General features: G+C 74.0%; 15 protein-coding genes. 5 read left to right on the top strand and 10 right to left on the bottom strand.

The features are described from left to right. The first annotated feature begins 93 nt into the window (after positions 1–93). On the top strand, positions 94–2124 hold the full coding sequence (locus SROS_RS52195) for a hydantoinase/oxoprolinase family protein (protein ID WP_012890697.1): 2031 nt from the start codon (positions 94–96) through the stop codon (positions 2122–2124). Then, on the top strand, positions 2121–3800 hold the full coding sequence (locus SROS_RS52190; protein ID WP_012890696.1) for a hydantoinase B/oxoprolinase family protein: 1680 nt from the start codon (positions 2121–2123) through the stop codon (positions 3798–3800). The genes SROS_RS52195 and SROS_RS52190 overlap by 4 nt, the downstream gene beginning before the upstream one ends. Before the next feature lie 202 nt (positions 3801–4002). Here the strand turns inward: SROS_RS52190 and SROS_RS19635 are convergent, their stop codons facing one another. The 6 genes from SROS_RS19635 to SROS_RS19610 all read right to left on the bottom strand — a co-directional run bounded on the left by SROS_RS19635 (position 4003) and on the right by SROS_RS19610 (position 10574). Continuing rightward, complete coding sequence (locus SROS_RS19635; RefSeq protein ID WP_012890695.1) at positions 4003–4749, bottom strand: SRPBCC family protein; 747 nt, start codon at positions 4747–4749, stop codon at positions 4003–4005. A gap of 280 nt (positions 4750–5029) precedes the next feature. After that, positions 5030–6544, bottom strand: a complete 1515-nt coding sequence (locus SROS_RS19630; RefSeq protein WP_012890693.1) for a PucR family transcriptional regulator — start codon at positions 6542–6544, stop codon at positions 5030–5032. Positions 6545–6572: 28 nt separating this feature from the next. Beyond that, positions 6573–7607: a DUF917 domain-containing protein gene (locus tag SROS_RS19625; RefSeq protein WP_012890692.1), complete on the bottom strand. Its 1035-nt coding sequence runs from the start codon at positions 7605–7607 to the stop codon at positions 6573–6575. A 35-nt stretch (positions 7608–7642) separates the two neighbouring features. Next, positions 7643–8767, bottom strand: coding sequence for a hydantoinase (locus tag SROS_RS51010; RefSeq protein ID WP_012890691.1), 1125 nt, complete (start codon positions 8765–8767; stop codon positions 7643–7645). Further along, the gene (locus tag SROS_RS19615) at positions 8764–10071 is read right to left on the bottom strand and encodes an MFS transporter (protein WP_012890690.1); all 1308 of its coding nucleotides are present in this window, start codon (positions 10069–10071) and stop codon (positions 8764–8766) included. Before SROS_RS19615 ends, SROS_RS51010 begins: the two co-directional genes overlap by 4 nt. Positions 10072–10205: 134 nt before the next feature. Then, positions 10206–10574 carry a nuclear transport factor 2 family protein gene (locus SROS_RS19610; protein ID WP_012890689.1) on the bottom strand — a complete coding sequence of 123 codons (369 nt, stop codon included), beginning with the start codon at positions 10572–10574 and terminating at the stop codon, positions 10206–10208. A gap of 98 nt (positions 10575–10672) precedes the next feature. On the opposite strand from SROS_RS19610, the gene SROS_RS19605 reads away from it, so the two are divergent. Next, positions 10673–11404 carry a PIG-L deacetylase family protein gene (locus SROS_RS19605; RefSeq protein WP_012890688.1) on the top strand — a complete coding sequence of 244 codons (732 nt, stop codon included), beginning with the start codon at positions 10673–10675 and terminating at the stop codon, positions 11402–11404. Between the two features lie 15 nt (positions 11405–11419). Here the strand turns inward: SROS_RS19605 and SROS_RS19600 are convergent, their stop codons facing one another. Genes SROS_RS19600 through SROS_RS19590 form a run of 3 tightly spaced genes read right to left on the bottom strand, consistent with a single transcriptional unit; the run spans position 11420 to position 14330 of the window. After that, complete coding sequence (locus SROS_RS19600; protein WP_012890687.1) at positions 11420–12325, bottom strand: ATP-binding cassette domain-containing protein; 906 nt, start codon at positions 12323–12325, stop codon at positions 11420–11422. Further along, positions 12322–13350, bottom strand: a complete 1029-nt coding sequence (locus SROS_RS19595; RefSeq protein ID WP_012890686.1) for an ABC transporter permease — start codon at positions 13348–13350, stop codon at positions 12322–12324. The genes SROS_RS19600 and SROS_RS19595 overlap by 4 nt, the downstream gene beginning before the upstream one ends. Next, positions 13347–14330 (bottom strand): sugar ABC transporter substrate-binding protein, encoded by a 984-nt coding sequence (locus tag SROS_RS19590; RefSeq protein WP_012890685.1) that lies wholly within the window; start codon positions 14328–14330, stop codon positions 13347–13349. The genes SROS_RS19595 and SROS_RS19590 overlap by 4 nt, the downstream gene beginning before the upstream one ends. Positions 14331–14534: 204 nt before the next feature. On the opposite strand from SROS_RS19590, the gene SROS_RS19585 reads away from it, so the two are divergent. Beyond that, complete coding sequence (locus SROS_RS19585; protein WP_012890684.1) at positions 14535–15335, top strand: neutral zinc metallopeptidase; 801 nt, start codon at positions 14535–14537, stop codon at positions 15333–15335. A gap of 368 nt (positions 15336–15703) precedes the next feature. Then, positions 15704–16690, top strand: coding sequence for a sulfotransferase family protein (locus tag SROS_RS19580; protein ID WP_012890683.1), 987 nt, complete (start codon positions 15704–15706; stop codon positions 16688–16690). A 109-nt stretch (positions 16691–16799) separates the two neighbouring features. On the opposite strand, the gene SROS_RS19575 is transcribed toward SROS_RS19580, so the two are convergent. Next, complete coding sequence (locus SROS_RS19575; protein WP_012890682.1) at positions 16800–17693, bottom strand: glycoside hydrolase family protein; 894 nt, start codon at positions 17691–17693, stop codon at positions 16800–16802. Positions 17694–17824: the final 131 nt, after the last annotated feature.

The following is a 17824-nucleotide window of genomic DNA, read 5'->3' as shown; positions in this document are numbered from 1 at the left end:
CAGGCTACCGGCGAGTGCGGATCGCCCGGCTGGACGGTCCGGGCTGTGCGGAGCGCCCAGGAACGGGAGATCACCCTCGCATACCTTCGGCACATGAGCTTCCGAACCGCCATGGACATCGGCGGTACCTTCACCGACGTCGTCCGCTACGACGAACGGACCGGCCGCGTGGTGGCCTCGAAGGCGCCGACCACACCGGGAAACCTCGCCGACGGCGTGTTCTCCGCGCTCGGCCGGGTCGTGGACGACCCCTCCGAGATCTCCTTCTTCGTGCACGGCACCACCCAGGGGCTCAACGCGCTGCTGGAGCGCAAGGGGGCGCGGGTGCTGCTGGTCACCGGGGAGGGGGCCCGGGACGTCTACCGGATCGCCCGGGGCAACCGGGACCGGATGTTCGACCTGCGCTACCGCAAGCCCGAGCCGCTGGTGCCCCGCTCGGACGTGACGGAGGTCGCCGGACGGCTGGACTGGCGCGGCGAGGAACTCGTCCCCCTGGACGAGGGCGCGGTCAGGGCCGCGGCCCGGCGGGCCCGCGGCGAGAGCTTCGACGCGGTCGCGGTCTGCCTGCTGTTCAGCTACGTCAACCCCGCCCACGAGATCCGCGCGGGCGAGATCCTGGCCGAGGAGCTGGGCGAGGACACCCTCGTCGTCCTCTCCCACGAGGTGGCCCGCGAATGGCGCGAGTACGAGCGGACGTCCTCCGCCGTGCTGGAGGCCTACACCGGACCGGTGGTCCGCCGTTACCTCGCCGGGATCGAGGAGCGGTTCGCCGAGCGGGGCCTGACCGTCCCGGTGCACGTCATGCAGTCCTCCGGAGGCCTGGTCAACGCCTCCCACGCGATGCGGCGCCCGCTGCAGACCCTGCTGTCCGGCCCGGTCGGCGGCACCATGGGCGGCGTCGCGGCGGCCCGGCTCCTGGGCCGGCCCAACGCCATCTGCGTGGACATGGGAGGCACCTCCTTCGACGTGTCCCTGGTGGTCGACGGCAGGCCCGACATCAGCACCGAGGCGCGTGTCGAGGGCTTCCCCGTGCTGATGCCGATCGTGAACCTCCACACGATCGGCGCCGGCGGCGGCTCGATCGCCTACGCCGAGGCCGGTGCGCTGCGGGTCGGCCCCGAGTCGGCAGGAGCCGTGCCCGGACCGGCCTGCTACGGCCGGGGCGGCGTCCGGCCGACCGTCACCGACGCCAACGTGGTGCTCGGCAGGGTGGACCCGTCCTGGTTCGCCGGCGGGCTGATGTCCCTGGACGTCCATGCCGCCCACACGGCCGTGGCCGACCTGGGGCGCGAGCTCCGCCTGGAGACGCTCCAGATCGCCGAGGGCATCTGCAGCGTGGCCAACGCCAAGATGGCCCAGGCCATCCGGACCCTCACCGTGGAGCACGGGGTCGAGCCGCGCGAGTTCGCCCTGGTCGCCTTCGGCGGCGCGGGCGCCATGCACGCGGTCTTCATCGCCCGCGAGCTCGGCATCTCCGAGGTGGTCGTCCCCCGCTTCCCCGGCGCGTTCTCGGCCTGGGGCATGCTGGAGGCCGACGTCCGCCGCGACCTGAGCCATCCGTACTTCCGCTCGGGCGGGGAGCTGGACGGCGCCGACATGGCGTCCCGGCTGAAGGACCTGCAGGACCAGGCGCTGGAGGAGCTGGCCGGGCAGGGCGTGGCCGGCGGCCGGATGCGGATCGAGCACGCGGTGGACATGCGCTACGAGGGCCAGGACTACACCCTGACCGTTCCCCTGCGGGACGCCGCGGAGCCGGGCACGCCCGGCTTCCCGGAGCGGATCGCGGCCCGCTACGCCGACGCGCACACCAAGCGGTACGGCCACGCCACCCCCGAGGCGCCGGTGGAGTTCGTGACGCTCCGCAGCACCGGTTTCGGCGTCTTCCCCCGGACCGCCGCCACCCACGCCGCCCAGCCGGACGAGGGGACGCGGACCGTACGAGAAGTGATCTTCGACGGCGAGGCGCACCCCACCCCCGTGCTGCGCCGCGGCGCGCTGGAGGGCGAGCTCACCGGTCCGGCGATCGTCGTCGAGGAGACGGCGACCACGGTGATCCCGCCGGGCTGCGTGGCCTCGGTGGACGGCAACGGCTTTCTGATCATCAAGGTGGGAGGAGTCAAGTGATCGACCCGGTGACCACGGAGATCATCCGATGCGCGCTGCTGCAGGCGGCCGAGGACATGAACACCACGCTGATCAGGTCCTCCTACACTCCGGTGATCTACGAGGCGAAGGACTGCGCGGTCGCCCTGCTCGACCGCGACCACAACGTGCTCGGCCAGTCCTCCGGCCTGCCGATCTTCCTGGGCAACCTGGAGGTCTGCACCCGCGAGACCGAGCGCCTGCACGGCCGCCAGGTGTGGCGGGAGGGCGACGTGTGGGTGCTCAACGACTCCTACATCGGCGGCACCCACCTCAACGACGTCACCGTCTACGGGCCGATCTTCGTCGACGGCGAGCTGGCCGGCTTCGCCGCGTCCCGCGCGCACTGGCTGGACATGGGGTCCAAGGACCCGGGCGGGTCGATGGACTCCACCTCGATCTTCCAGGAGGGGCTGCGCCTGGGCCCGGTCAGGATCTACGAGGGCGGCGAGCCCCGCGCGGACCTGCACGAGGTGATCGCCCGCAACGTGCGGTTCCCCCACGCCACCCTCGGCGACATGCGGGCCCAGGTGGCCTGCGTGACGACCGGGCGGCGCCGCCTGGCCGAGATCGTCTCCCGCTGGGGCCTCGACACGGTGACGGCCGCCAGGGACGAGATCTTCGCGCAGACCGAGCAGCTGGAGCGGGCCGCGATCGCCGCCGTCCCCGACGGGGTCTACCGGGCCGGGGGGTTCCTGGACAACGACGGCATCGACCTGGCCACCCCGCTGCCGGTGAACGTGACCGTGACCGTGGCCGGCGAGAGCGTCACGGTGGACCTCACCGACTGCGCCGACCAGGCCACCGGGCCGGTCAACTGCGGCGCCGCCCAGGCCGTGGCCGCCGTCCGGGTCGCCTACAAGCTCCTGGTCAGCGGTGAGGTGCCGCTCAACGGAGGGTCCTTCCGGCCGCTCTCGGTGGCGACCCGGCCCGGTTCGATGCTCGCCGCCGAGGCGCCCGCCGCCTGCCAGTACTACTACTCCCATCTGGGACTGGTCATCGACCTGGTGGTCAGGGCCCTCGCCCCGGCGCTGCCCGGCAAGGCCGCGGCGGCCAGCTACGGCGACTCCCTCATCGTCCAGATGTCCGGGGTGGACCCGCGCACCGGCAAGCTGTACGTCTCCCAGGAGGCGACCGTCGGCGGCTGGGGGGCCTGGGACGGCGGCGACGGCGAGACCTGCCTGATCAACAGCGTCAACGGCTCCCTGCGCGACATGCCGATCGAGGTGCTGGAGACCCTCTTCCCGGTCCGCGTGACCCGCTACGAGATCCGGCCCGGCACCGGCGGCGCCGGGCGGTGGCGTGGCGGCAACGGTGTCGTGCGGGAGTACGAGTTCAGCGGGGACACCTCGCTGTCGCTGTGGTTCGAGCGCTCGGTCACGCCCGCCTGGGGCCTGGCCGGGGGCGGCGCCGGGGCCCCGCCCCGGGTGACCCTCAACCCGGGCAGGCCGGGCGAGCGCGAGATGCTCAAGGTCAACGCCCTCGCGGTCCGCAAGGGGGACGTGCTGCGCTGCGAGTCCGGCGGCGGCGGCGGGTACGGTCCCGCGGAGCTCCGGGACGCTCCGGCCCTCGCCCGCGACCTCGCCGAGGGCATGGTCACGCCGCCGGGTCGCGCTCAGGTCGGCCCGGCCGCCGCGCCCGTCCCGCCGGTGAGGTAGTCGAAGCGGGGAGGCAGGGGAGGCGCCGCGCTCGCGGCGCCTCCCCGACGCCGTCCGGCGGCCTGAGAAGACCCGCGACGATCTCCCGCACGGCGGCTCCCGGGAGTCCTGGTGACGGGTGCGCGCGCTGTCCGCCCGGCAGGCGGCCGGTGGCGGATGTGCGCGCTGGCTGCCGGACGGGCGGCCGGTGGCGGATGCGCTGTCAGACGGGCAGCCGGGTGAGCCAGGCCCGCCAGGCCCGCTCGGTCTCCTCGATGTCCGCCCCGTCGGAGAAGATGTGGTGGCCGATCATCAGCCCGCCCCGGAAGGCGCGCAGGAACCGGTACATCGCGTCGCCCGTGCGCACGCCCAGGGTGTCGGGGTTGACGGCGTACACGACGCCCTCGACCGGCGCGAGCCCGTCCGGGGTGAAGCGGACCCGGTCGCCTTCGGTGACCGGGTCGCTCAGCCCGAGCGCGCCGACGAGCGCCGCCCGCGTCCGCTCCCAGCCGGCCACCGGCGGTCCGAACACGGTGAAGGACGACGCGGCCCGGCCGGGGAAGTGCGTGAGGCGCTCGACCAGCGTGCGGAAGTACATCTCCCCGCCCTTGGTCATGGCGTCGTACTCCGCCTCCCAGTCGTCGCCGGGCAGGAAACCGCTGGCCACGGTCCGCAGGACGGTGCTGCCCCTGCCGCGTCCCTCGATGAGGTATTCGAACGCGACGAATCTCCCGTTCTCGCCGTCGCTGCGGTAGGCGAACTGCTTCAGCGGGTTCCACGCGGTCACGACGGACTCCTGGACATGGCCGTTCCCCATGTCCGTGCGGACCGCGCCGCCCTCGGCGGGCTCGACATGGCTGCGCCCCACGAACCAGGAGTCGACCCCCGGGCCGGTGGCGATCGCCTCCCACACCTGCTCCGGGGCCGTGCCGAGCTCGGCCTCCCGATGGATCTCGAATTCGCGCGGCACCTTCGGAACTCCTTCGCCGTACTCGTGTCCGTCTCGATCGTGGCGGCGGGACGGGCCGCGACGGTCACGCGGTGATCGCGCCCGCCTCCGGCCGCCCGGCCGGGTCGCCCTCGCGCCGCTCCTCGACCGGCTCCACCGGATCCTCGATCACCGCCACGTCCAGCATGCCCCAACGATCTCAATGGAGAGTTTTCCTGTCAAGACAGATAAAGTTTTCGGCACTGCCGGCGTGGCGGGAACCGGCCGGCGCCGCCCCACCCTCACGGCCGCTCCGAGGAGGTCAGCGCAGCACGTGGCAGGCCAGGTGCAGGGCGAGCCGGGTCGCCGGGTCGTCGACGTCGAACCCGGCCGCGCGGATCCGGTCGAGGCGGGTGGTAACGGTGTTGCGGTGGACGCCGAGGCGATCGGCCGCCCGCGAGGCCCCTCCCTCGTCCAGGACGGCGGCCAGGGTCTCCAGCAGCGTCCCCTCCCGGTCCACCGCCAGCAGCGGCCCGAGGATCACCCGCGCCTGGGCGCGGAGGACTCCGGAGGGCAGCGCGGCCAGCAGCCTGGCCGGGCCCAGCCGGTCGGCGCGGGCGACCACGCCCGCCGGGGAGACGAGGGCGGCGGCCTCCGCCCCGAGCAGCGACTCCTCCATACCGCTCAGGTCGGCCGCCTGGGCGCCGACGCCCGCCGAGCAGGGCGCGGGCAGGGCCCGCAGGCACTCGGCCAGGCGTCCGGCGAGCCGGTCCGGCGGCAGCCCCGACCAGCCCGCCCAGCTCCCGCCGCGGCGCAGCACGGGACCGGGCCCCAGGGAGGCGGCGATGACCGGCCCGATCACCCCTGCCCCTTCCCACCCGTCGTCGAAGGGCCGGACGGCGTAGCCGGTGAGCGGACCGGTGACCGGCCAGCCCAGGGCGACCGCCCGCCCGAGCACTCCGTCCGCCCCCTCCTCCGCCGCCGCACCGGCCGGGCCGCCGCCCGCCGGGGCGGCCTCCGGCGCACCGGCGGGCTCCGTGAAGGCCCCCGGCCGCGTGGCCCGGGCCAGCAGCCGCGCGGCGAGGGCCGACTGGAGCGCCGTGTCCCGCTCGGCGGCCAGGCGTCCGGTGGCGGCCCACGCGGCCAGCGGGGCGGCCGCCAGGGCCAGGACGGCGCTCACCACGGACGGCCAGCCCGGCGAGCGGAAGGAGCCGTAGGCCACGAGCACCCCCAGCGGCCTGCCCTCCGCGTCGGGCACCTCCACCTCCGCCAGGGAGTGCCCCTGGCCGCGACGGCCCGCCAGGTGCGAGCCGTACGGGTCCAGGAAGGCCACGGCGGTCCCGGACAGCTCGGCGTTGAGCACGCCGAGGACCCGCCGGGCCGACGATCCCGCCTCCGCCAGCCTGGTCGCGCAGCGGGCCACCAGCTGGGTCCTGGCCGCCTCCGGACGGGCCGCCGCCGACGCCACCCGCACCGCCGTCACCAGCGGGTCCTCGTCAACGACGATCAACGTGACGCCGAGCCGTTCGGCCAGCACCTCACCGGACCCCGCGCCCCCGCCCGCCGAGGAGGCGATCACGCACGCGGCGGCCTGCTCCCACGCCCGGCGCATGGCCATCTCCACCGCCCAGCCGCCGCCGGCCGCGGCCCCGATCAGCACCACCGCCGTGTGCGGGACCACCGACCCGAACACCGCCAGGTCGTCGACGATCCGGACCTGGCGGACCGGGTTCTCCCCCGTGCCGTACATCCGAGCCCCGGCCAGCGGGCCGGCGTTGACCAGCTCGGCCACCGTGACCGGCGTGGCCCACCCCGCACGCCCCCTCAAGTCGGTCATCATCTCTCCCCCGGCCGCCCGTCCCGCCTCACAACGGCACCCCGAACGCCCTCAGCCCGCCCAGCGCCCTGCCCCGCCCGGTGTGCCACGCGGGCGCGGCCCTCACCACCATGACCTCCACCTCCAGACCCGGATACGCCTTGTCGACGTCCACCACCACCCCGTCCAGTGCCGAGATCATGCAGATCTGGTCGGGCGCCATGGCCGCCACCGCGCCGTCGGCCAGCGCCAGAACGATCTCGTTGTGCGCCTCCAGCCGGACCAGCCTGCCCAGCCCCTCGCTCTCCTGGACCACGATGCTGGACGGCAGCGACGGCAGCGGCGGCGCCGACAGGTCCCTGACGTACCCGGTGCTGCCCCCCACCTCGGTGATCCGGCCCCGGCACAGGGTCCGCACGCCGTACGGCGCGGCCAGGGAGCGCGGCGCTCCCGGGACGCCGGCCGCCAGCAGGCGGCTGACCGTGCCGGGGACCAGGACACGCGACAGGACCCCGGCGGGCATCGGGTAGCAGGCGGCCAGCGCCCAGCCGCCCAGGGCCAGGACCAGGGGGCGCGCCAGCTCCTCCACCCGGTCGGGCTCGGTGTCCAGCCCCACCAGGTCCCCGGTGGGACCGGCGAGTTCGAGCGGCGTGGCGGCGACCCCGCCCAGCGTGAAGGTGGTCTGCTCGATCAGCGGGAACACCCGCCCGGTGCCGTCGCCGTCCACCAGCGGCACGTCCAGCAGCGCCGCGGTGATCACCGGGAGCAGCGCGTTCTCCGCGGCGAGGTTGAGCGCCACGACCGCGCCCGCCTTCCGGCCGAGCCGCCGCTCCAGCGCGTGGACCACCCGCCGGGGCTCGTCCCCGCCGGGCAGCTGCTCACCGAGGGCCGTGGTGGAACCGTAGAGGCTGATCGCGACGGAGAGCGTCTCCGGCGGCAGCGCGTCCGCGCCGACCACCGGCACCCCGGCGCCGAGCACCGATCCGGCCCAGTCGAGCGCGACCTGGAAGGACGAGTCGGCCGCGCCGGTGGCGAACAGCCGCGACCCGGCGGCGAAGGCGCCGAGCGAATCGGGGCCGATCACTCGGGGATCCCCTCCGGCCCCGTCCCGGAGGCGGCTCACGGAGCCGTCCCCTCCGCCTTGACCTGGACCCGGTAGAGACCGTCGGGCAGGTAGGAGAGCGGGTTGACGACCGTGGTGGCGACGCGGGCGGATCCGGGGACCGCCCCGGCGCTCACCACGCGCGTCAGCGCCTCGTCGCGGGCGTCGTCGATCGCCCGGTCGAGCTCGGCCCGGCCCCGGGCGTGCACGATCCGCTCCACCTCGGCGGCGGGCCCGGCCAGCGCCGCCCCGTAGGCCACGGCCAGCTCCGCCCGCTCCGGCACCTGCCAGCCCGGCCCCGCCTCCCGTGCGAAGGGCCCCACCGCGACGCCCCCCGGAGCCGACACGAGCATCGGCAGCGGCACGTTGACCGGGACGTCCGCGCCGCGCCGTCCCCCGGTCCTGGGTACTCCTCCGGCCACGAGGCCGGTACGCACCGTCCTCCCCCGCTCCTGGACCGCGGTGTCGCCCAGCCCGGCCAGCGCCGCGCCGCCGCGCAGCGCGCAGGTGAAGGCGCCCAGGTAGCAGACCAGCGGGTAGCGGCGGAAGTAGTGGGCCGAGACCAGGCCCGTCCCGGTCCTGGCGAAGAACAGCGGCGTCCCCGGCAGGTCGCGGGCCACCCCGGCGGCGACCCGGCCCGCGATCCGGTCCGCCTCCGGACCGAGCGCCGCGTTCAGGATCGCGCTGTTCTCCCTCTCCCGCAGCCCGGCCCGGCCGAACTCGTACGACAGGGTGATCCGCGCCCCGGGCACCTCGGCCGTGATGATCTCGGCGACGGCCAGCTCGTGGTCGGGCAGCCCCGGCGACCCGGTCGCGGTCACCGCGAAGTCCGTCAGGCCGCACCCGGCGGCGAACCGGGCCACCGCGGCGGCGTCCAGCTCGGCGATCGGCCGCCCGGTGAGGCTGTGGCCGCCCCGGACGACCTTCCCCACCCCCGAGCCGTCCGGCCAGCCCGCCAGGGGGCCGAGCCCCGGCGGGCACGGCCCGGCGACCCTGATCGCCGCGACCCGTGCCCGCCGTACGGTGTCCAGGTCCACCGCGACCGACACCGCCCTGACCGCCGCTCCCGCCTCCGTCAGGGCACCGTCCCGGACGGCCGCCACCACCGGCGCGTGCCATCCGAGATCGACGCCGAGGATCATTCCAGGCCGCGCCCCTCGGTCTCCGGCAGCGGTACGGCCAGCAGCGCCGTCACCACCATGAACGCGTTGATCACCAGCATGGTCGCGGTGAAGCCGGTGGCGTGGGCGAGCAGCATCCCCACCGCCGACGGGGCGACGGTGGTGGCCACGAGCTGGGAGGCGGTCGCCCAGGAGTAGCCGGTGCCGCGCAGCGCGGTCGGGTAGAACTCGCCGTTCCAGGTGTTCCACACGCCCCAGGCGCCCAGGCTGAAGAACGACAGGACGAAGTTGCCCACGTAGAGGCCGGTCATCGTGGACGCGGTGGCGAAGCCCAGCCCGCCGAGGGCCGCGGCCACCACGTAGACCAGGAAGACCTTCTTGCGGCCGAAACGGCCGGTGAGCAGCGACGCGCTGACGTAGCCCGGGATCATCATGAGGGCGCTGAGCGCCGCGAAGCCGAGGCTCGCGTCCATGCTCAGCCCCTTCTCCTGCAGCAGCGTGGGCAGCCAGGTCTGCAGGCCCCAGTAGCCCCAGTTGAAGGCGAAGTTCAGCAGCAGCATCAGCACCGTGATCCTGCGGAGCCTGCCGCGCAGCAGGTCCAGCGGGTGACCGGCGCGCTCGGTGGCGACCGTGAAGACCGCGTCGGCGTCGGGGCTGCCCAGCCGGCGCAGCACCGCCCGGGCCTCGTCCTGGCGGCCCCTCGCGGCCAGCCAGTAGGGCGACTCGGGCACCCAGGCCCTGATCGCGAACGCCCACAGGCCCGCCACCGCGCTGGCGATGACGACCACGTGCCAGCCGAGGTCGCCCAGCCAGACCGAGGCGCCGATGGCGGCCAGCATGCCGATCGGCCAGCCGATCGACAGGTAGACCGCCGCCCTGCCCCTGCTCCTGGTGGGCAGCAGCTCCAGGAAGTAGGGGAAGGTGACGGTGTAGACGCCCGCCAGCGCGAGCCCGGAGGCCACTCGCAGCGCCACGAGGGTCTCGACGTTCGGCGCGAACGCCGAGGCCAGCGCGATCACCCCGTAGGCGGCCAGGGACCAGACGCAGGCGGGCCGGCGGCCGATCCGGTCGGCGACCGGCCCCCAGATCAGCGCGCCGGGGATCATGCCGAACGCGACGGCCGACAGCACCAGCCCGATCCCGCCCTCGTCGAGGCCGAAGGCCGTGCCGAGGTCCGCGGACACGTAGATGAGGGCGAGCTGCTCCCAGGACTCGATGACGAACGCGACGAACAGCGCCAGCGCGATCAGAACGTGCCTGCGGGTGAACGGCATCCGGTCGAACGCGTCGCCGATGGGCAGCGTCCTGGTTTCGGTGGCGGTCATGGAGCTCCTCGGGAGGGGGGCGCGAAGTCTTGCCGCACCATAGATCCCGCCCCCTCCGGAGGAACTGTGCACTCCGCCCGCCCGGCTCCGCACCGGGCGTGCACCCGGCCCTGTCCTCTCAGGATATCCGCAGGTCAGATCGTGTTCTCATGGATGTGCACGATGAGCCACTCCCCCTCGACCAGCCGCAGCACCGCGGTGGTCCGCACGATCTCCGGCTCCCCTTCGGCGAAGTCCACCCGGAGCAGGTAGCGGGCCAGCGCCGTCTCCCCCCAGACGTCGACGACCTCGTCGCCGGCGGCCACCCCGGTCTCCCGCGGGCCGTCGGCGGGCCGGGCGTCGCGGACCTTGTCCAGCTGCGCCGTGCTGGTGATCAGGACGGGGTCCACCGAGTCCCAGATCGTCGCCTCGGGGTGCAGCAGCCGGTCGATCCCGGCCCGGTCACCGCGCCGGTACGCGTCGTACATCGCGGTGATGACCGCCCAGACGGCTTCGCGTGCCACTTTTCACGTCTCCCTTGCAGAGTGGTTGTCTTCTCACGTTATGGGTATGCCGAACCGGTCCATGTCCTTTACAAAGTAGATCGATACTAGGAGGCCGTATGTCCGAGCAGCTCCAGGCGATGCCCACTGACTGGCAGCGGGCCCTGGCGATCGTGGCCCATCCCGACGATCTGGAGTACGGCGCCGCGGCGGCGGTCGCCGCCTGGGGCGACGAGGGCAAGGAGGTCTCCTACCTGCTGGTAACGCGGGGCGAGGCCGGGATCGACTCCCTGGAACCGGTCGAGGCCGCGCCCCTGCGCGAGCAGGAGCAGCGGGCCGGCGCCGCGGTGGTGGGGGTGACGACGGTGGAGTTCCTCGACCATCGGGACGGGGTGATCGAGTACGGCCCGGCCCTCCGCAGGGACCTGGCCGGGGCCATCCGGCGCCACCGGCCGGAGCTGGTGGTGACCATGAACCACCACGACACCTGGGGCGACACCACCTGGAACACCTCCGACCACCGGGCGGTGGGCCGGGCCGCGCTGGACGCCGCAGCCGACGCGGGGAACCGGTGGATCTTCCCCGAGCTCGCCGACGACGGGCTCCTCCCCTGGGACGGCGTGCGGTGGGTGGCCGTCGCCGCCTCCCCCCTGCCGACCCACGCGGTGGACGTCACCGGCGCGCTGGACCGGGCGGTGCGCTCCCTCCTGGAGCACCGGACCTACATCGCGGCGCTCACCGACGAGGACCCCGAGAGCTACTGCCGTGCCTTCGCGGAGCAGGCCGCCGTCGAAGCGGGCGCCCGCTTCGGCGGCCGGCCCGCGGTCACCTTCGAGCTGTTTCCCCGATGACCTCCGGCCCCGCGCTCAGCCCGGCGGCTCGCCCCGGTCCAGCTCGTGGGCGAGCCTCTCCAGCTCGGCTCCGCCCGCCATCAGGGAGGTCAGCTCCTCGCGGGTGATGCCGGCCTTGCCGTACTCGCCGAGGCTGGTGCCCCGGTTGAGCAGCAGGAACCGGTCGCCGATCGGGTAGGCGTGGTGGGGGTTGTGGGTGATGAAGACGACCCCCAGCCCCCGGTCGCGGGCCTGGGCGATGTAGCGGAGCACCACCCCGGCCTGTTTGACGCCCAGGGCGGAGGTCGGCTCGTCCAGGATGAGCACGCGGGCGCCGAAGTGGACGGCGCGGGCGATGGCCACCGACTGGCGCTCGCCGCCGGACAGGGTGCCCATCGGCTGGTCGACGTCACGGATGTCGATGCCCATGGAGCGCAGCTCCTCGCGGACCACGCGCCTGGCCCCGGCCACGTCGAAGCGGCGGAACGGCCCCCGGCCGAGCACGGGCTCGGAGCCGAGGAAGAAGTTCCGCCAGACCGACATCAGCGGGATCATCGCCAGATCCTGGTAGACCGTCGCTATGCCCCGGTCCATGGCGTCGCGGGGGCTGGTGAAGGCGGCGGGCGCGCCGTCGAGCAGATACTCCCCCGAGTCGGGCGCGTGCATGCCCGACAGGATCTTGATCAGCGTGGACTTGCCGGCGCCGTTGTCGCCGAGGACGCAGGTCACCTCCCCCTCGCACACCCGCGTGGAGACGTCCCGCAGGGCGATCACACCCCCGAACGTCTTGCCCACGGCACGGACCTCCAGCAGAGGGGGAGCGGCCTCCGCCGCCCGTGCCGCCCCCGCGCCTGGGGGCGGCTCCGCGACCTCCGGCCCCGGCCCTCCGGGCGAGGGCCGTCCACGGGCGGCGTCCGCGGGGACGCCGTCGGTTCCGGTCAACGCCTCACCTCCTCCGCGTAGCGGCGCACCAATCGGTTGGCGAGGGTCGCCAGCAGCAGCATGGCGCCGAGGAAGAACGTGAACCAGTCGGCGTCCCAGCCGGCGAACACGATGCCCTTGTCCGCCATGCCGAAGATCACGGCACCGATCGCGGCACCGATCGCGGAGCCGTACCCGCCGGTCAGCAGGCAGCCGCCGATCACCGCCGCGATGATGTAGACGAACTCCTGCCCGATGCCCGAGTTGGCCTGCACCGAGGTGAAGCGGAGCGCCAGGATGGAGCCGACCAGCCAGGCGGCCACCGCCGTCGTCATGAACAGTGCGATCTTCGTCCGTTCGGCGGGCACTCCGGCGGCGCGGGCGGCCTGGGCGTCGCCGCCCACCGCGAAGATCCGGTTTCCGGCCCTGGTCCGCATGAGCACCCAGGTCGCCAGCGCGGTGACGCCCAGCCACCAGAGAATGGCCACCCGGAAGTCGGTCCCGCCGGCCGAGACGGTCCCGGCCAGCACGGCCCGCGCGCTCTCGTACCCCTCGGCCCCGCGCAGCCCGCCGACCTGGACGGTCCCGGTCAGGGCCTTGGTGACGCCCAGGTTGACGCCCTGCAGCATCAGGAACGTGCCGAGCGTGACGATGAAGCTCGGCAGCCTGGTGCGGACCACGATCAGCCCGTTCAGGAAGCCGACCAGCAGGGCCGCCGCGAGGGCGACGAGCATCGCCGTCCAGACCGGGAAGCCGTACCGGGTCGCGAGGATGACCATGATCAGGCCGGTGGTGCCGGTGAGCACCCCGGCCGACAGGTCGAACTCACCGCCGATCATCAGCAGCGCGATCGCCACCGCCATGATGCCGAGGGTGGAGGCCGGGTCGAGCCAGTTGGCCACGCCCTCGATCGAGCGGAACGTGGCCGACTGGCTCGCGAAGAACGCGAAGACCGCGACCGCGCCGACCACCGCGCCGAGCTCCGGCCGGACCAGGAGCCGCCGGGCCGCCCCCGTCCGCGCGAGCCGCTCGTCGGCCACCGTCACCGGGTGCCGCTCTGGGCCAGGTCGGCCACCTGCCCGGCGTTGTCCTTGGTGACGAAGCCGGGGCCGGTGTTGACCGGCAGGCCGCCGCCGACGGTGTTGAGGTTGTCGCGGTAGAGCGTCAGGAAGGTGATCGGCAGCCAGCCCTGGAGGTACTGCTGCTGGTCGACCGCGAACAGGATCTCGCCGTCCTTGACGGCGGCGACCACGTCGGCCGACAGGTCGAAGGTGGCGAGCCGGGCCTTGGAGCCGCCGTCGGCGATCGCGTCACGGGCGGCGACGGCCACGGCGGGGTTCAGGGTGAGCACGCCGTTGACGGAGGTGTCCGACTGGAGCCTGGCCTTGATCTTGGAGGTGGCGTCGGCGAGGTTGCCCACGTCCACCTGGAGCCTCTCCACCGTGCCGCCCAGGCCTTCGGTGGCGCCCTTGCAGCGCTGGTCGAGGCCCACGTTCCCGGCCTCGTGGATCACGCAGAGCAGCTTGGTGACCCCCTCGGCCCTGAGTTTCTCCCCCGCGCCGCGCCCGGCCACGTCCTCGGACTGGCCGACATGGGTGATCGCGCCGAACTCCCGGGACCTGTCCCCGCCGGAGTTGATGGTGATCACCGGGATCCTGGCGGCCACTGCCTTGCCCACGGCCTCCTTCAGCGCGTCCGGGTTGGCCATGGAGACCACGAGGCCGTCGACCTTCTGGCTCACGGCCTGGTCGATGAGCTGCGACTGCCGCGCCGGGTCGCCGTCGCCCTGGTAGTTCACCGTGACGCCGTACCGCCTGGCCGCGGCCTCGGCGCCGTTCTTGACCACGTCCCAGAAGGCGTCTCCCGAACCCGCGTGGGTGATGACGGCGAAGGTGGCCGCCTTGGCCGCCGGGGGCGGGGCCGCCGCCGGAGGCCCGCCGTCCTGCCCGGCCGGACCGCTCGAACAGCCGGTCAGGGCGGAGAACCCCAGCGCGGCCACGACGGCCAGCCCTGCTGTCCACTTCATCGGTAACCTCCGTGCGTCGTCTCGCCGGATCCCCCCGCCCCTGGTTTGTAACCACCGCATCACCGGGCTGTCAATGATTTGTCGTGACATTAGGACTTAGGAACTCGCGTACGGCCGGCCGTCGTCACGCGTTCCCGGGTCCGGGCCGCGCCCTGCGCCGCCGGGCACCCGCGGGACGCCCCGGGAGTCCTAAGCTGTCCGATCATGCGCTTCCTCCCGCCCGGCGCCGGCCCCCTGCGTCCCGCCGCTCTCACCCGACCGGCCCTCCTGGTGACCGTGTGCCTCGCCCTCCTGCCGTCCGGGGTCGCACAGGCCGCCCCGCCCGGGAGCCCGCTGCTGAGGGTCGGCAAGCCGGCGGCCGCGTCGTGCCCGGAACCGCCGATCATCGACGGCGGCATGCCCCGGACGCGCGAGTACCTGACGGCGGCCATGAGATGTATGGACAGGCTGTGGTCCGCCCGCTTCGCCCGCGCCGGGCTGAGGTTCCGCAAGCCCGCGGTCCGCTTCTACGAGGAACCCGCGCAGCGCGTGTGCGGGGTGCCCTGGCCCGCCAACGCGGCGGCCTTCTACTGCACGGAACGGGCCACCCTGGTGTTCCCGCTCACCGGCGGCTGGATCGAGGGCCGGACCGACCTGTACCCCCTCAAGGTGGCGGCCCACGAATACGGCCATCACCTGCAGAGCCTCACCGGCGTCAGGGGCGACTACGAGGCCCGCGTCCGCTCCGGCCGCGCCCCCGCCCGCCAGGCCGAGCTCGGCCGCCGCTACGAACTCCAGGCGGACTGCCTGTCGGGGGTGTTCCTGGGCAGCGTGCGAGGCTCCCTGTCACGCACCGAGCAGGACTGGCAGGCGCTGTCCGACGCGCTCCGCGCCAGCGGCGACGACGGCGACTACCGCACCCACGGCACCGGCGCCAACCGGCTCCGCTGGTTCGGCCGCGGCTACCGCGCGGTCTCCCCCGCCGCCTGCGACACCTGGACCGCCACGCCGGCCCAGGTGTCCTGACCCTCCGGGACACGGCCCGGGGCCCCGGCCCGCCTCCGTTCCGTCTCCGTTCCGCGAGGTCGGCGGGCGTCACCACCCGGCCGTCCTTGAGGGCGCCCAGCCGTCCCGGGGATTCGGACGGACGGGTTCAATGCACCTTTTGTCGGGAAAATCCCCAAAGGTAGGACCGACGATCCGCGGCGGCGCGGGCACATCCGCCGCACGGGACGGGGAGGCCGGCTTCATATCCGCGGACCGGGGCGAGGCCACCGGACTTCCCCGGCCCCGACTTCCCCCGACGCCCGGCGATCACCTTCGCCGGGCGCTTGTTTTTACCCCGACGGGAGCTATATTTACTATAATATCAGTAGGGATTAAGGGTAATAACGATGCCCCTTCCGGACTTCCTCACGATCGGTGCCCCGAAAGCCGGGACGACCGCGCTGCACGCGGCGCTGGCCCGCCACCCGGGGCTCTTCCTGTCGCCGGTGAAGGAACCGAAGTTCTTCCTCACCGACGGGCCGCCACCGACCAGGGGCGGGCCCGGCGACGCCCAGACCTACCGCGAGCACATCTGGCGGCGAGAGGACTACGAGGCCCTGTTCGGCGCGGCGCCACCGGGCACCCTGACCGGCGAGTCCACCCCGTTCTACCTCTACGACCTGGCCGCGCAGCGGCGCGTCCGGGCCGCGGTCCCCGCGGCCAGGCTGATCGTGGTGCTGCGCGACCCGGTGGAGCGGGCCCACTCCAACTGGACCCACCTGTGGTCGGCCGGGCTGGAGCCGGTCGGCGACATAGTGCGGGCGTGCGGGGAGGAGGAGCAGCGGATCAGGGCGGGCTGGGCGCCGTTCTGGCACTACCGCGGGCTCGGCCGGTACGGCGAGCAGCTCGCGCACCTGTTCACCCTGTTCCCCCGCGAGCAGGTGCTGGTCTTCCGCTACCGCGACCTGGTCGACCGGCCCGCCGACACCCTGGACCGGATCTGCCGCTTCCTCGGCGTCGAGACCGGCGTCCTCACCGAGCTCCCCCGCGAGAACGTGACCGCCCATCCCGAGCCGACGCGGGGCCACCGGCTGCTCTCCCGGGCGCTGCGGACCGGGGCGGCGGTCGGCCGGTTCCTGCCGGGGCGGCTGAGCGGGGCGCTGACCGACCCGCTGGAGCGGCGGCTGCAGCAGCGGGCCCGCTCCCGCCAGCCCCTGACCTGGGAGCAGCGGGAGCAGCTGATCGGCTACTTCGCCGAGGACGTGGCGCTGCTGCAGAAAGTGACCGGCGAGGACTTCAGCGACTGGCTGCGTCCCCGTGAGCGCTCCGGCGGCCTGGTGGGCACCCGCCCCGCCGGCCAGCGCCAGGCCCGCAACGGGCGCCCGCAGGCGTAGGCGCGACGGCGGGACACGCGCCGGGCCGGGGCTGCGACGCGGCCCCGGCTTCGGCTTCGGCTTCGGCTTCGATCCGGATGATCCGCCCGGTCCGGGCCCGGCCGGCGTGTCAGCGCAGCTCGGTGCGGAGCTCGTGCGCCCCGTCCGGGCGGGTGTACTCGTAGTAGAGCCGCCGTCCGCCCTCCGGCAGGTCCACGATGTCCATGTAGCGCAGGCCGCCGCCCGCGTGCGGCGAGGCCGCGGCGGGCACGGCGCCGACCGGGGTCAGCTCGGCCGGGTCGGTCCCGACGGCCACGCCGGTCTTCTCCTCGTAGTTCTCCGCCGCGGTGGCCCGGCCGTCGTAGAGAGCGACGATCCTGTCGTCCAGGAAACGGACCGCGGCGATCCGGGCGCCGCGGGCGTCCCACATGCCGGGCCTGCCGCTGAGCGCCGTGCCCTGCCAGGTCCACTCAAGGCCGTCCGCGCTGGTGGCGTAGTCGCTCACCATCTGGTCGGCCTCCTCGGCCTCGGCCAGCGGGTGGCAGGAGGCCCACAGGTGCCAGACCCCGTCCCGCCGTACGATCACGGGGTCCTTGACGCCGGTCTTGGGGTCGCCGGGCAGCACGACCCGGCGGTGCCGGGCGTCGAACCCGGCCGGGTCGCCAGCCTCCAGCACCTCGACCCGCCAGTGCTTGCTGCCGTGGGTGGCGCAGCTCAGGTAGAGCCGCCAGCGGCCCTCGGGGGTGCGCACCAGGGTCGGACGCTCCAGCGACTCGGTGTCCATCTCCCCACTGCCGATCGTGAGCAGGGTCTCGAACCGCTCACCGTCCGCCGACCGGGCGACGACGACCGCGTAGCCGCGTCCTTCGCCGACCGGGCGGCGCAGCCGGTAGGCCAGGTAGATCGACCCGTCACTCGCCACCGCGCTCGGGGCGCCTGCCCAGTGGCCCGCGCCCGGTGCCGCGGGCTCGATCACCACGACGGAACGGTCAGGATCGGGAAGCAGGTCTTCGATGGTCAGCACGGCACCGACAGTAGGCAAGGATTGCGTGGTACTCACGGAGAATCACCAATCGTGGTCACGAGTTTGATCGTCTTTTGGCGATCACATGGCTCGGATCGTTTTCAGGCTCCCCGCGCCGGGGCCACCGGCGC

Source organism: Streptosporangium roseum DSM 43021 (assembly GCF_000024865.1).
Taxonomy (GTDB): Bacteria; Actinomycetota; Actinomycetes; order Streptosporangiales; family Streptosporangiaceae; genus Streptosporangium; species Streptosporangium roseum.
This window is presented reverse-complemented; position numbering and strand designations above follow the sequence as displayed.